Annotated in this window: 14 protein-coding genes; 1 reads left to right on the forward strand and 13 read right to left on the reverse strand. The window is 43.8% G+C overall.

What is annotated here, in order from left to right:
- Nucleotides 1-11: 11 nt before the first annotated feature.
- The 6 genes from ACKTT9_RS21745 to ACKTT9_RS21770 all read right to left on the reverse strand — a co-directional run bounded on the left by ACKTT9_RS21745 (nucleotide 12) and on the right by ACKTT9_RS21770 (nucleotide 6,645).
- On the reverse strand, nucleotides 12-1,154 hold the full coding sequence (locus ACKTT9_RS21745) for an acyltransferase domain-containing protein (RefSeq protein WP_407867597.1): 1,143 nt from the start codon (nucleotides 1,152-1,154) through the stop codon (nucleotides 12-14).
- A 43-nt stretch (nucleotides 1,155-1,197) separates the two neighbouring features.
- Nucleotides 1,198-3,456: an ATP-binding cassette domain-containing protein gene (locus ACKTT9_RS21750; protein ID WP_407867598.1), complete on the reverse strand. Its 2,259-nt coding sequence runs from the start codon at nucleotides 3,454-3,456 to the stop codon at nucleotides 1,198-1,200.
- 53 nt (nucleotides 3,457-3,509) lie between these two features.
- Nucleotides 3,510-4,754: a DUF4153 domain-containing protein gene (locus ACKTT9_RS21755; protein ID WP_407867599.1), complete on the reverse strand. Its 1,245-nt coding sequence runs from the start codon at nucleotides 4,752-4,754 to the stop codon at nucleotides 3,510-3,512.
- A complete protein-coding gene (locus ACKTT9_RS21760) occupies nucleotides 4,744-4,983 on the reverse strand; it encodes a helix-turn-helix domain-containing protein (RefSeq protein ID WP_407867600.1) in 240 nt (79 codons plus the stop codon). Before ACKTT9_RS21760 ends, ACKTT9_RS21755 begins: the two co-directional genes overlap by 11 nt.
- A 10-nt stretch (nucleotides 4,984-4,993) precedes the next feature.
- Entirely contained in the window at nucleotides 4,994-5,476 is a 483-nt protein-coding gene (locus ACKTT9_RS21765; RefSeq protein ID WP_407867601.1) for a DUF2975 domain-containing protein, read from the reverse strand.
- Nucleotides 5,477-5,664: 188 nt separating this feature from the next.
- Nucleotides 5,665-6,645 (reverse strand): hypothetical protein, encoded by a 981-nt coding sequence (locus ACKTT9_RS21770; RefSeq protein ID WP_407867602.1) that lies wholly within the window; start codon nucleotides 6,643-6,645, stop codon nucleotides 5,665-5,667.
- Between the two features lie 130 nt (nucleotides 6,646-6,775).
- Here ACKTT9_RS21770 and ACKTT9_RS21775 point away from each other — a divergent pair, with 130 nt between their 5' ends.
- Nucleotides 6,776-7,876 carry an endospore germination permease gene (locus ACKTT9_RS21775; RefSeq protein WP_407867603.1) on the forward strand — a complete coding sequence of 367 codons (1,101 nt, stop codon included), beginning with the start codon at nucleotides 6,776-6,778 and terminating at the stop codon, nucleotides 7,874-7,876.
- A 3-nt stretch (nucleotides 7,877-7,879) separates the two neighbouring features.
- On the opposite strand, the gene ACKTT9_RS21780 is transcribed toward ACKTT9_RS21775, so the two are convergent.
- The 7 genes from ACKTT9_RS21780 to tenA form a co-directional block, all read right to left on the reverse strand.
- A complete protein-coding gene (locus ACKTT9_RS21780) occupies nucleotides 7,880-8,110 on the reverse strand; it encodes a hypothetical protein (protein ID WP_407867604.1) in 231 nt (76 codons plus the stop codon).
- Between the two features lie 12 nt (nucleotides 8,111-8,122).
- Complete coding sequence (locus tag ACKTT9_RS21785; protein ID WP_407867605.1) at nucleotides 8,123-9,271, reverse strand: Ger(x)C family spore germination protein; 1,149 nt, start codon at nucleotides 9,269-9,271, stop codon at nucleotides 8,123-8,125.
- 42 nt (nucleotides 9,272-9,313) lie between these two features.
- The gene (locus ACKTT9_RS21790; RefSeq protein WP_407867606.1) at nucleotides 9,314-10,846 is read right to left on the reverse strand and encodes a spore germination protein; all 1,533 of its coding nucleotides are present in this window, start codon (nucleotides 10,844-10,846) and stop codon (nucleotides 9,314-9,316) included.
- Between the two features lie 132 nt (nucleotides 10,847-10,978).
- A complete protein-coding gene (locus ACKTT9_RS21795) occupies nucleotides 10,979-11,752 on the reverse strand; it encodes a pirin family protein (protein ID WP_407867607.1) in 774 nt (257 codons plus the stop codon).
- A gap of 129 nt (nucleotides 11,753-11,881) precedes the next feature.
- On the reverse strand, nucleotides 11,882-12,370 hold the full coding sequence (locus ACKTT9_RS21800; RefSeq protein ID WP_407867608.1) for a MarR family winged helix-turn-helix transcriptional regulator: 489 nt from the start codon (nucleotides 12,368-12,370) through the stop codon (nucleotides 11,882-11,884).
- A gap of 89 nt (nucleotides 12,371-12,459) precedes the next feature.
- Nucleotides 12,460-12,801: a DoxX family protein gene (locus tag ACKTT9_RS21805; protein ID WP_407867609.1), complete on the reverse strand. Its 342-nt coding sequence runs from the start codon at nucleotides 12,799-12,801 to the stop codon at nucleotides 12,460-12,462.
- 135 nt (nucleotides 12,802-12,936) lie between these two features.
- Nucleotides 12,937-13,608 (reverse strand): thiaminase II, encoded by a 672-nt coding sequence (gene tenA / locus ACKTT9_RS21810; RefSeq protein WP_407867610.1) that lies wholly within the window; start codon nucleotides 13,606-13,608, stop codon nucleotides 12,937-12,939.
- Nucleotides 13,609-13,619 lie beyond the last annotated feature (11 nt).

A 13,619-nucleotide genomic window follows, 5' to 3' on the forward strand; every position in this document is an offset into this window, starting at 1 on the left:
TCTAACAATTTTCATTTATCGTAAGATACGTTGCCAAACTCACCGCATAAATCAAGGTATATCCCATTCATATCAAATATCTCTTTATCTTCCTCTACATATTGAAGAACCTGTTTCCTTAATGAGGTGTCAGGCTTCGCGTCTTTGACCTCCGTCAATTCATTAAACACAAAATTCCATAGGAAACGCACGGATCCCGCTGTCGGATACAGGTAGAATTGCTCTTGGAACTTTAAGATATTGCTCGTAGGCGGCAGCATCTCCCGAAGTTGGGGAGTAAAAAGCCATGTATGACAAACCATGCCTTTATATTTGACTTCTGGAAAGTAGGTCGCAAAAAATTCCTTCGCTTTTAAATAAGTGTCTTTGATAGACTCCATATTAAAAGCAGTATCTCTTGGGATGTGGATTTCAAGTAACGTATCATCTTTGTCCAGCACTTTTTCCCATTCATCTCTGTTAAGCTTAACTTGCTCTTGAAGTCCTTTGCCAATAGGCGTAATGGGATGTCCGATGTAAAACTCTTCCGTTTCCGTATATTCCGTTACAAAACCATCGGTTGTCTTCTCTTTTTTACATACGCCTTGCATATCGCCATTTGCTCGCAGTTCCATTCCTTCACCGCATAAAAGTAAAAATCTTTCTTCCTTTGCATTGTAAAAGCCTTTAACGACTCCGGAAAATTTCGCAGCCAGGAATTGCATGCCGCCAATCCGGAACATTCTGGCTTCGAGATGCCTCCAGATCCAGCTGAAATTTCTAATGGCATAATATCCCACTAGATTATAAGCATTTTGTACCCATACGCCGATATCCCTCAAAGTTTCAACGAATAATTCCTCACTCAGTCCCCATTCGGCATACTTCTTCTCGGCCAGAGGCAGCCTTTGCAACGCGGCATGCAGATAAAACAGGGAAGCTTCATTCCCAAAGGTTTCTTCTACATAAGGGTCAATCGTTAACGGTTCCCAAACCGTTGTCCAGTGACCACTCTCAATTGTATTTTTGTAAAAATCCATATAAATATCTAAAAGTTTGTGATCATTGTTCAGCTTATTGGCGATCTCCACCAATAGTTCGGTAGCCCCTTCAGGCATCAATATTTTCCTGCAGTATTGCTGTGTTAATTCTTTTGATAGTAACAAAAGTTCCATGAATGTACACCTCTCCTAGTAAACAATTGCAAAATAAGCCGTGTTAAGTTCTCAAGTATTTCCCCGTAATCGAGTTCTCCGCATGGATAATCTGCTGAGGGGTTCCTTCGAACACCACTTGACCGCCATTGCTTCCTCCATCCGGCCCCATATCGATGATCCAATCCGCTTGACTGATCACATCCAGATTGTGCTCGATGACGATGACTGTATTACCAGCATCCACTAGTCGGTTCATAATCCCCAGAAGATGACCGATATCGGACATATGCAAGCCGGTTGTAGGCTCGTCCATCACGTAGATGCTACCCTTTTTATGCAGCTCGCTTGCCAGCTTGATCCGTTGACATTCCCCGCCTGAGAGCGTGCTGAGCGGCTGACCGAGTGTAATATAGTTCAACCCCACATCACTCATTGCCTGGAGCTTGCGCACAACCTCTTTTAGCTCAAAAAACTCCAAAGCCTGCTCCACCGTCATCTCCAGCACTTCAGCAATGGACTTACCGTCCAGCTTGTAGGCCAGTACTTCTTCTTTGAATCTTTTCCCTCCGCACACTTCGCATGGCAGCTTCACGCTATCGAGGAAAGCAAGGTCTGTGTACACTACACCTAACCCTTGGCAGTTCTCGCATGCGCCTTTGGAGTTGAAGCTGAACAAGCCTTGGTTCACCTTGTTGGCAGAAGCAAAAGCCTTGCGCACATCATCCATAATCCCCGTATACGTTGCGGGATTCGAGCGGGTTGACACGCCAACGGCCGATTGGTCGATGACGATGGCATCCGAATGTTCGCTGAGAAACACCTCGTTAATCAGCGTGCTCTTGCCTGAACCGGCAACCCCCGTAATGACGTTCAGCACGCCGGTTGGAATATCGACAGACACGTTCTGCAAGTTGTGCAAGGACGCATTTTTGATCGACAGTTGGCCGGATGGCTGCCTGCAATCGTCTTTCAGCTGAAGCGGTCGCTTCATATGCGTACCCGTCAGAGTACCGGACGCTAATAGGCCTTGATAGCTGCCTTCATACATGATCGTACCGCCGCGGCTGCCGGCATGCGGCCCAACGTCAACGATATGATCTGCGATCTTAATCACATCCGGATCGTGTTCCACGACGATCACCGTATTGCCCTTGTCTCGCAGCTTCTGGAGCAATTCATTGAGCCGGTGCACATCGCGGGGATGCAAGCCAACGCTTGGCTCATCGAAGATATACGTGACGTCCACCAGACTACCGCTCAGGTGCTTCACCATCTTCACCCGCTGCGACTCACCGCCGGACAATGTGTCCGTCTCGCGATCCAGCGTCAAGTAGTCAAGTCCGATATCCACCAGGTGCTGCAGCCGCTCCGTGAGCGACTTCACGACCGGTGCGGCAATCGGATCGTCGATCTCCCGAATGACGCGAATAAGCTGTCCGACCTCCATGGAAGCGAGATCGGCAATGTTGTGTCCATTAATTTTGCAATGGAGCGCAGCTTGACTGAGTCTGGCGCCGTGACAACTGTAGCAGATACCCTCTGAGATATACGGGGTTACAGCTTTCTGTGTGCGCTCGGACATCGTTTTCAAATCCCGCTTGATATACTTATTCGTGAACTTCTCGAAGACACCTTCCACTGTAATATTGACAGCCTTGCCGGCGAATTGCATCTCTACTTTCCTTGCTTTGCTGTACAACAGTTGATCCAGTTCCGCTTCCGAGTAGTCGCTCAGCTTCTTGTCGGGATCGAAGGACCCCGTCTGGATAATCATCGACCAATCCATGCTGTTCACGGAATAATCAGGCAGCATAATGGCTCCTTCATTCAATGACTTGGACTTATCCAACGCTTTGCTTACGTCAATACCCAGCCTGCGGCCAATCCCGTTACACTCAGGACACATCCCCTGAGGATCATTAAAAGAGAACATGTTGGATTGTCCAATAGGGGGTTGACCTACTCGAGAGAAAAGAAGTCGGAGTATGGGAGAAATATCGGTAATCGTGCCCATCGTGGAATGAGATCCGCCGCCTAACCGCTTCTGATCCACAATCACGGCCATGCTCAAATTCTCTATTGCATCCGTATCGGGCTGCGGATAGCGTGGGAGGAAATTCCGCACGAACAGGCTGAAATTTTCATTCAGCAATCGTGTGGATTCTGCCGCTATCGTATCGAATACGATGGATGACTTGCCGGATCCGGATACCCCGGTGAAGATCGAGATCTTTCGCTTGGGAATACGCAAGGATACGTTTTTGAGATTATTCTCCCTTGCTCCCGAGATGACAATATACTCCTGGTGGAAATCGCTCATGCTAACATCCTTCCTATAGCAAAATTTTCTACCTATACACACATTGTACCATTCTAAAAAATCAAAGGAAAAGTAAAGGTTACGATAGCCGCCCACAGTCCGTAAATCGGCAAATATTTAGTAACAGCGTCCTGAACGGTCCAAAGCCTTGTTTTATTTTGCAGAAAACGCATATAGGAAACCATAATCCATATTAGATTGGCCCAGACAAGGAGATTTACACCAAGAACAGCAATTCTGTTGGGCGAAATCCCATACGAAGACAGCCTGAACACAATGGCCGATAAAGCCACACTGTCTATGAGAAGCGCGAGAATAATTAGCGCAAAATTCAGGTAATCAGAGATGTTTTTTTTCTCGTCCTTGCCGCTCTCCGTAATGGAAAAAATGGTGACGGCTAATACAGCAAGGAGTATACCGTTGAAGGAAAGGAGAAAATCGCGATCCATGAATGGATTTTTCCCCACGGAAATCACCGTTACGAGATAGGCCACCAAGGTGACCAACACAAGTGGACTAAAGATTTTGGCGATATAAGGTGCAATATTCTTAGCAAGTTTAAGGTTTCTTGACACCAAATAAGCAGCTACGATGGCAAGTGCGGCAGCGCCAAATAAGACAACGTTTTTAAAATAAAACTCCGCTATATCCATGCCCACAAAGCGAAATAACTGCATGGTTAATGCGGTTAGCAGCCCTCCACTGATTGCCATAATGGCGTAGAGAATGCCGAATTCCCCATTAAATTTAAGATAAGCCAATCTTGCATTGCCTTTGCGATAGTCATTTCCTGTAAACGCAAGCCCTACTAAGACCCATAAGAAAATGGGAAGATGGATATATGCCAAGACAATGCTGTCGTTAGTTTCGAGGGGAAGCGTATTCAGATAAATGCCTGAGATCATAAATAGGGCAATAAGGATATACAGAATATTTTTTCTAGGGAAATTATTGTATACGAAATAGGCGGCAACAAAAGGCAGTATGCCAAAAACAAGGTTCAAGTGAGCAATGGCGTGCTGTTCAGCAAACTGGAAAATGAACCTGCTGACCAGTCCGGCCAGAATGGCTAGAATGCCCATGGAGATAAAATCCCTGTGGAACAAGGAAGATTTCTCTGTATTCGCCGACTCCTTGAAATTCAGTCTTTCAAACCATATTGCGAGAACTTGCGAACCAGGGTTTAGTTCCCAAGCCTGTGTGAAAGACTTTCTGAAAGTTTCAGGATCTTTTCGAAACAGACGCTCCAATTCATGAGGGTTAGCCAAATTTTTAATAACCAAATTGCTAATCTCCATATTCGTCCTCCCCTTCCGTGTCGCCGCCGCTTTGGTATTCTAAAATGTCGCCAGGCTGACAGTCCAAAGCTTTGCAAATCGCTTCTAACGTTGAGAATCGAATCGCTTTGGCCTTCCCATTTTTCAGAATGGAGAGATTCGCCATGGTGATGCCAACCCGCTCCGTTAGTTCGGTTACGCTCATCTTTCGTTTCGCCAACATCACATCAATATTGATAATAATTGCCATAGGGTTCACCTCAGACCGTCAAATCATTTTCAGATTTTATATCAATAGCTTCCTTCAAAAGCTTCTGGAGAACTGCTGCGAAAACCGCAATGACGATGGAAGCACCAATCAAAACCAACCCGATCACGATGATGCCTGGCGCATCGTCTTTCTCCGCAATGAGATAAAAAAGTGGCAACCCAATCACATACAAGCCACTGAATGTCATTGCGCAGTATTTGATGATCTTAAGAGCTCGAACAGACAATTCTGAGAAAGCCGTGCCCTTGTCAATGTAGCCCAAAAGTTTAAACGCTTGATACAGTGCCAAGTAAAAAGGTATCGCCGTGGCATACAAATCCATCATAACCAGGGCATCCAAATAACCATGATCTGGATACAATTCTACGGCGTAGTTCGCTATCTTTGGCACCAAATAAATGCACAATGCCAGCACTGGAATACCAATGAGAATTAAGACGATTTTTAAAAATAGGGTTGAGCCTCGTTTCATTACTATGCACCTCACTTCATCATTTTCGATTTTAATTTAACATATAATTTATCGTTTTTCAATAAATAATTACCGATTATAGCTATATTTTTATTCTTAATTCGAATTTCAATGGCGATAAATAGAAAAAGAGCACTCCTCATGACAAGGAAATGCTCTTTCGTATCTTTCGTCCTCCATACTTTCCATCATCCATAGTTAGCTGTGTACACTTCCAAAATTTTCGCATCCAGCGCCGTTCGATTCATTTGTTTAAGTCCCCTATGAATGACTTTGAGAGCTCTATCATTCAACTGTGCGCCATCTCCAATCATGTCGAGATCTCCTTCATACTTCAGTCCCGCCTTGCTATCAATATCCACTTTCATGGAGCTATCGTCGATAAAAGCCGGCATTGATAAAATATGAATAATTTTCGCCGGTTTCTTCAGCGCCATTTTTTCTTTGTATCCATTAGCTTCTGCTTTGCTTTTCGTAATAAAGGAATGGCCTTTGCTCCACTTATTGTAAGTAGCGTTGGCTGCGGCGTTGTCACGGCCATGCGTGCTGATCCCTGATCCTTTTCCACCCTTACTCGCTTTAATGCCTCCGGCAAGAATATCAGCTACATTTTCATCAAACGTTGCGTGGTAGAAAATACACGCTGCCAATACCGCTTGAATCGCGAGTTCAATAGCTCCTCCAGGGTCGGCAATGGTATCATTTTGCTGATTTTTTCTGGGATTCAGAAAGATAGCTTTGAACGGCTCCTGATTGACAATGATTTCTGCTAGCTCCCTCTCGGTATGTTGTGTGTTCACATACTCTGCCATAGCATCCCTTATATTACCCGCATAGTTCGGCATGCCATCTTTCCCTTCGCTTCGATCCCTCATTTTCGTCCATAATGCACTAAGCTTAATATGCGTCCAGGTGACTTTGGTTTCATCATCAAGCGATCGCTGAATGACAGTCCCTTGAGCTGTTTGAGGTGTGATTCGCCTTTGAACCATAGTAGCCACAGCTTGATTGCCAATCGTGCGTTGAAGCAGCATCATTTGCGATAAGCTTGCCATAGATTGTGTCTCATAACTTGGTTGATCGGAAGTTGTTGCAGCGTCCATGGATTTGTTAGTAGGAATAGACGTGCTTGGTTGCCGCACCGTATGTTGGCTTCCCGCTGAACTCATGATTCATCCCCTTTTCACAATAAACATGCCATTTTATAGAAAATTATACCTTACTAATGGATTTTGTTCACTTATTTATTGTAGGTATGAGGGGAATACTGGAAAGATCTGATTTTCAAGGAGAACACCCATGGAGTCCGCAGAAAAAATAACAGGAACGCAAGTAAGTTTATTAATTTTTTCATTTGTAGCGCCTACCGTCATTCTTGTCATACCAGGATTGATGTCTACGATTTCAAAGCAAGATGCATGGATAACGATTCTCCCTGCGTTTTTGATCGGGGCATTAACGATTATAGTGATGACAACCTTATCGAATCGTTATCCGGGTCAGTCGATTATTCAGTACAGCTGTCAAATCATTGGGAAATGGCCTGGGAAATGTTTGGGATGCTATTATATTTATTCCTGGGTCAATTTTGATTTCATCATTCTGAATCAACACGTACAGTTTATCAATACGGTTCTGCTCATGAGAACGCCTTCCATCGTGATTAGCCTAACATTGGCCATTTTATGCGGAATAGCCGTCTATATGGGAATCGAAGCTATCGCAAGAGTGAATGAGTCCCTGTCTTTGCTCATTCTTGTTTTGTTGATTCCTCTCTTGATTCTCATGCTCACGGAATCAGATCCGGAGCGGCTGCGTCCAATTCTAAGCAAAGGAATCGTACCTGTCCTTCAAGGATCTATTTTTCCTACCGCTTACTTAAGTCAATTTTTTATTTTGGGATGGCTTATTCCATTTATGAATCAACCGAATAAAGCAACCAAAGCTTCGTTCATTTCATTGTTTACCATCTCAGGCCTTCTCGCGATTACGATTATCCCGCTCATTATGGTTTTTGGGCCGTTAACGAAAAAATTGACGTTTCCCGTACTTAGCGTGATTCAGTATGTTGGTTTGAAAGGAAGCTTTGAACGTTTAGAGGCATTAGCGGTAGCTATTTGGGTTATGGGATGCTTTATGAAAATATCTCTAACTTTTTTTATCATCTGTTTAAGTTTAGGGCATCTTTTTAACATTAAACGATATAAAGACTTAGTCATCCCAATAACGATTTTGTCCGTGTTTGGTTCGATTTCAATTTTTGTCAATTATTCGACCGATTTGTCAAGTTATTTGAATTACACGTACCCTAGCTATGCCTTATTAACACATCTAGTATTACCGCTAGGCTTGCTCTTGATTGATTCGACAAAAAGGCGTTGGAAGAAATCCGTTCATTAGCATTCAACGGTTTAGAATAAGCTTGCCAAGCGGCTGAAAAATCATATTCAAAGGTGCTGTTGTGCTTGGAATATCAACATGGGCTGCCAATAACGAGCCGAGAATCGTACATATTCCCATCAAGCAGCCATATAAACCAGCCGTTACCGGCTCGTTTTTCTTAAGAAAAATTTGAACTCTATACAACGTCCAACCCAACATTACAATAATAAGAGTTACGATTTGTAAGATCATTTTCTTAATCTCCTATTCATAGAAGGAAGAATGTACCATTCCCGCTCCTTTTAGCGTTAAATGAACTTCAATGGATATCTCCGCCTCTGGAAATTGCGTGTCCCATTGATCTTTCAAAGCCTCCCACTGATCTGGGCTATTTTTATAAACTTCTTGGCCGAAGCCCACGCTGTCAACTTGATATTTCTTTTGGATTTTAGACAGAAAGTCTTGTACTTGCTTTTTGGCCGCATCCTCCAGCGCCTTTTTAATTCGTTTCAAATTGTCCGGATCCGTAATATCCAAATCGGAAGTATTCTCAACCAAACTTCCTTGACCTTCCAGTTTGATTTTGAATTGTACGGAATCTTTCGCAGTTTTCGTAATGATTTTACCTTTCGTATGAATGAGCATCATCCCGACTTCCCCTGAACTTTGAGGGACATTTGCCGTGATTCTGCCGTACTTCAGCTTGTCAGTCACCCACATGAACGCAAAAGCTTCATTGACATCCAATAACCCGGATAATTTGTAACCTTTAAATACACCGGCGCCTGCAACCCTATAAATTTGCCTTTGTGCATGATTAGAGTCGATCTCAGGTTCAATTAACCCGACAACGGGTTGAACCCCCTCACTATCGGATGAAATGAAGAAATCCCGCAAAGTGACGGCAACATCATCTCCCGAAAGTTGCAATTCTTTGGCTACTTCACTTGGTATTTCTTTTAGAAGAGACTCCATCTTCCTCTCGTTCTTCCCATCCCCATCTTTCACTACCATGATATAAGCCTTTAAACGATTCCTGGGGTCGTGCGTAAAGATATCCAATAAATTTTCCGTTCCATGTCTAGCTAAACGCTCACTAATAAATACAACGCTGCGGTGAGAGTAGAACAAGCTATGAGAGCTCTTCTTCTGCAGTTTTTGATGAACCTCGTTGCCCGTTTTTCCTTCAGCAAAAATGACATAAGAATTTGGATTCGTACTGCTCCCTCCGCCGCTGACTGCGCCTTTGGAAGATGCAGGTGCAGCTATTTGCAGATAACAAATGATGTTTCCATTATCCGCAAGATCTAGCGCAGTAGCCGTAACAAAAGCTATATCATTCATTTCCGTACGATCCCAACAACCGCTAAGGAAGAAAAATACAAGAAGAATCGTATATTTGAATAGGCTCATCTCAATCCCCCCAGACCAAGTATCTCCTCAACTTCAGAATGGTTAATTCTGCTCCCCCTCTTGATTCGGCCTTATGGAAGGGCGGAATTTGGCCCAAATCGGAATCCGTATCAGGACATCTTTTAAAGCCGTTAGCTTTAGCGGAGCAACTGGCGAGAAATACAGACTTCCAAATGAACGAAGGTTGGTCACATGCAGCATGATGGCTAGAAGCCCTAGTACAATGCCGTAGAGGCCTAATAACCCTGCTAAAAATAACATGGGAAAACGGAGCAATCGAATCCCATTTGCGAAACTGTAGCGTGGGATCGTAAAAGCTGAGATCCCTGTTATGGACACGATAATAACAACCGGCGCAGAAATGAATCCTGCTTGAACCGCTGCTTGGCCAATGACCAAACCTCCGACAATGCTTATGGCTTGGCCAATCTGTTTCGGCAGACGAATGCCTGCTTCTCTCAGGGCTTCAAAAATAATTTCAATTAATAAAGCCTCAACCATTGCAGGAAAAGGAACGGCATCCCTTGAGGAGGCAATACTTAGCACAAGATTGGTGGGGATCATCTCCTGGTGGAAAGTCGTAATGGCTACGTACATGGGAGGTGCGAATATGGCAAAAATGATAAAGAGAAAGCGAATCCAACGTACAAAAGTAGCGATTGGCCAACGGATATAATAATCTTCGCTTGCTTGGAGACCTGTCCAGAATGTCATCGGGACTACAATAACAAAAGGGGTTGTGTCGACAAGTATGGCTACTTTCCCTTCAAGTAATTCAGCAACCACCACATCCGGGCGTTCTGTACTGTGGACTTGGGGAAATGGTGAATACGGTTGATCCTCAATAAATTCTTCTATATTCCCTGAGTCTAGGACACCCTCGAGCTTGATTGGCTTTAATCTTGCTTTTACTTCGTCAACTACGGTTTCGGAAGCAATCCCTTTCAAATACGTAATGGCTATTCGCGTCTTGGAAAGCTCGCCAAGGGTGATATACTCCATTTTTAACTTGGAAGTTTTGAGTCTGGCACGTATCAGGCTAACGTTGGTTGAAATATGTTCAATAAAACCATCCCTTGGGCCGCGTATTACGGGCTCGGACGATGCTTCATCAATGCTTCGCTTCGATGTACCCGGAATCGAAACTGTCGTCACGATACTGCTGCCCGTTGAAAGAATGGCTGCATGGCCATCTAAGATGTTAGCAACGGCTTCCGACACTTTTGTCGTGCGAATTGTAGTGCCGATGGAGATCATTTCGCTTTTCAAATCTCCAGATTCCTTCGGATAGGTATCACTTGTCAGACTCGTTAACAATGGCTTAATAACATTCTCTTCAAGTGTTGTTTTATCAATTAAACTCTCTATATATACAATGAGCCAATGCACGTTCTGGTTAACATCTATCCTTCTATAAACCAAGTCCGAACAGTCCTCAAACGTTTCTTGCAGCAACTTTTCGTTCTGTTCAATTTCCGCGGTGAATGGAGTAGAACTGTCTTCCTCTAGAAAGGAATTTTTCGTACCAGGAGGATATTTATTTGAACGAAATTTGCCTATTTTTAACCAACTCATGCAAAATCCTCCTAGTCAGCACAATCATTGCTATTATGCCGAATCGAGCGAAACCTATGCGAAAAGTGCTTACGGCACGGCAAGAAGCGCAAAAAAAGACGAAGCAACATCGCTGTTACCCCGTCCTTATTCTTATCTTGCTTTATTATACAAAGGATAATCGACTTTCGTCGGAATTTCTACAATAAACAAACGAAGCTTCTCATCCTCGGCTCGAATGTTCACTTCTACTTCTTCTTCGGTTTGTACAATAGCAAAGTCTTTGTTTGTAAAAGAAACGCGATTCGATTCTGTGGTCCATAGGATACCAGATTTGCCGCGAAACGCTAAAGCTGCGAACGTACGGTTGGGCAATATCCGATGAACGTACGTTGCCCCGGCTTCAACTTCGATATCGTACATGTTTACGTCGGTTACAAGCTTTTGAACCGGAGAACCTTCCCCTACTACCGTTTTCACGTTAACGCCATTGTAGGATATACGAGGGAACTCTTCGTTATCGTAAAAGGTATACACCGGTTCGCGATTCAACGCATCTTGTAAATAGGGTTCCAGCCAGATTTGAAAACCTTCGTAACCTGCAGTGACGGTCTCTGCGTGATGCATGCCCGATCCGGTTTGCATCAACTGTACGTCGCCTGCTTCAAGTGTACTCTCTGTGCCGAGCGTATCCCGGTGAGTTCCTTTTCCGTTGATACCGTAAGTTAGAATTTCAAAGCCTTGATGAGGATGAAAGCCGATGCCGCCTTCCTTCACCGCATGCCCCCATGACCAATAGAAAAGAGGTCCAAGCCGCACGGTAGCGGCTCCTTGGCCTGAAAATCCTAGCGGCTTCTGCGCATATATCCTTCCTCCGTCGAAAGATTCTTTCCCTTGAAACTCTGGGCCTAGGATCTGTATGTTCATTGTAATCTCTCCCATCTATACCAGATATGAATGTTAATAATATATATATTATAATAATAGGATATTTTTATTGATAAAAATGACCCTCTTTGTTTCAGTTAGAGGGTCGTTTTTGCATCATACCAAAGATTATGACTTATTTTCATCTTCCTGTGCAGTTGCATCGCTTTGACGATTCTTAATGCCGTATCCAATTTTCTTAAGCAGGACAATGAGTTCATGCTTCTCTTCATCCGTCACAAAGGACAAATCGTCGGAGATCGCTTGGACATGAGTCGGAAAAATCGTATCAAAATAACTTCGGCCTTCGCCGGTCAATACCACATTCACCTTGCGGCGATCACCTGGAATAGGAAGGCGTTCCACGAATCCTTTCTTCTCAAGCTTATCCACCACATAAGTGATACTCCCGCTTGGAATCGAGAACGTGTCGCTAATTTTCTGTATAGGGTGTGGACCTTTATTGTAAAGAAACTCAAGAATCTGGAATGTCTCGATACTGAGATCAAAGCTATCAATGCTGCGCTCCATGCTGCCAAACAATTCCTTTACCATGTTTCTTATAACGCGTATAAGCCTTAAATCAAGCTCTATACCCTCTTTATCGCGTTCAGTCATACGCCAACCACCTTATCTTGCTTTCTTATACACAAGGATATTCGACTTCCTCAGGAATTTCAATTAGAAAAAATCGAATGTCTTCTGCTTCAGTTCAAAATAATGACAATAACAGCGAGTATGAACAGAATGATGGGCATCAAGGCTTTACCAACTGGATCTTTCACGCGAACCAAGTGGACAAGAGCCGCAACAAACATGGTGATTGCCATAAGAATAGCACCGATTAAGGCATACGGACTAACCCAAATGCCGATAATAATGATAGCGGCCGACAGCACTTCTACTAAACCAGTAAAAATCCTCATTCCCGTCGATAGCCGATAACGCTTGAACTCGTCTACCATCTGCTTGCTGCCGAACTTCATGAAACCAAACAGCAGAAACCCGATCCCTAAAATAATTTGAAGCACGATGGACAAAATATGCATGTGAACCACCCCTATGAATAATTTATATAACGTTAGTTATTCTAATATTAGAATATATATTAGTCAAGACATAATTTTAGAACAGCTTAAATGAAAAAAGGAGAAAGCCATGTGGCTTTCTCCTTGAATTCCTAACTATTCATCAGGCCAACTTTCCATCCGGTAAGCCATCTCCCAGAACAAATATTCATACCGCGTCGTGTTCAGAAAAATCTCTTCCAGCCTATAGAGTTCGGATTCCGGCTTCCCTTCGGCAAGCTGATCGAGCAGGCCGATGCACCACTGCGCTAACCCTCCGAACTCTTCGGAGCTGTACATTTTAATCCAATCCCCATAGTAGGAATGTTCGCTCGCTCCCGGCAATCGGCTTAGTTCTTTGCCAATTTCAGAATAACTCCACATGCAAGGAAGCAGCGCCGCGGTTAACTCGGCTAACGATCCGTTTTGCGCCGTATGCAGCATATAATGCGTATAAGCCAAAGTAATCGGGGAAGGTTTGGCCTGTTCCAACTCCTCCTCCGTGATTCCGAAGCGAGCGGCATATGCCCTGTGAAGGGACATTTCTTCATTTAATGTGGAGTCCAGCAGAGCCGCAAATTTCCCCATAACTGCCAAATCATCCGATTTGACCGCTCCTAATGCAAACAGTTTGGCATAATCTTTTAAATACACATAGTCTTGAATCATATAAAAGCGAAATTTCTCCAATTCTAACGTGCCGTCTCCCATTTGCTGAACAAACGAATGGGCGTGGTTTCTCCGCCATACCGGTTGCAGCCGCTCATATAAACGTTCAGAAAAAGTCATTGTCTTATCCC

It is taken from the genome of Paenibacillus sp. P36 (genome assembly GCF_045866505.1).
Classification (GTDB): Bacteria; Bacillota; Bacilli; order Paenibacillales; family NBRC-103111; genus Paenibacillus_E; species Paenibacillus_E chondroitinus.

Bases quoted from the DNA above. Each gene is read 5' to 3' on its own strand.
- ACKTT9_RS21795 (WP_407867607.1), bottom strand. From the start codon at position 11,752: ATGAACATACAGATCCTAGGCCCAGAGTTTCAAGGGAAAGAATCTTTC.
- ACKTT9_RS21785 (WP_407867605.1), bottom strand. From the start codon at position 9,271: ATGAGCCTATTCAAATATACGATTCTTCTTGTATTTTTCTTCCTTAGC.
- ACKTT9_RS21805 (WP_407867609.1), bottom strand. From the start codon at position 12,801: ATGCATATTTTGTCCATCGTGCTTCAAATTATTTTAGGGATCGGGTTT.
- ACKTT9_RS21745 (WP_407867597.1), bottom strand. From the start codon at position 1,154: ATGGAACTTTTGTTACTATCAAAAGAATTAACACAGCAATACTGCAGG.
- ACKTT9_RS21750 (WP_407867598.1), bottom strand. From the start codon at position 3,456: ATGAGCGATTTCCACCAGGAGTATATTGTCATCTCGGGAGCAAGGGAG.
- ACKTT9_RS21775 (WP_407867603.1), top strand. From the start codon at position 6,776: ATGGAGTCCGCAGAAAAAATAACAGGAACGCAAGTAAGTTTATTAATT.
- ACKTT9_RS21790 (WP_407867606.1), bottom strand. From the start codon at position 10,846: ATGAGTTGGTTAAAAATAGGCAAATTTCGTTCAAATAAATATCCTCCT.
- ACKTT9_RS21765 (WP_407867601.1), bottom strand. From the start codon at position 5,476: ATGAAACGAGGCTCAACCCTATTTTTAAAAATCGTCTTAATTCTCATT.
- ACKTT9_RS21800 (WP_407867608.1), bottom strand. From the start codon at position 12,370: ATGACTGAACGCGATAAAGAGGGTATAGAGCTTGATTTAAGGCTTATA.
- ACKTT9_RS21755 (WP_407867599.1), bottom strand. From the start codon at position 4,754: ATGGAGATTAGCAATTTGGTTATTAAAAATTTGGCTAACCCTCATGAA.
- ACKTT9_RS21760 (WP_407867600.1), bottom strand. From the start codon at position 4,983: ATGGCAATTATTATCAATATTGATGTGATGTTGGCGAAACGAAAGATG.
- ACKTT9_RS21770 (WP_407867602.1), bottom strand. From the start codon at position 6,645: ATGAGTTCAGCGGGAAGCCAACATACGGTGCGGCAACCAAGCACGTCT.
- tenA (WP_407867610.1), bottom strand. From the start codon at position 13,608: ATGACTTTTTCTGAACGTTTATATGAGCGGCTGCAACCGGTATGGCGG.
- ACKTT9_RS21780 (WP_407867604.1), bottom strand. From the start codon at position 8,110: ATGATCTTACAAATCGTAACTCTTATTATTGTAATGTTGGGTTGGACG.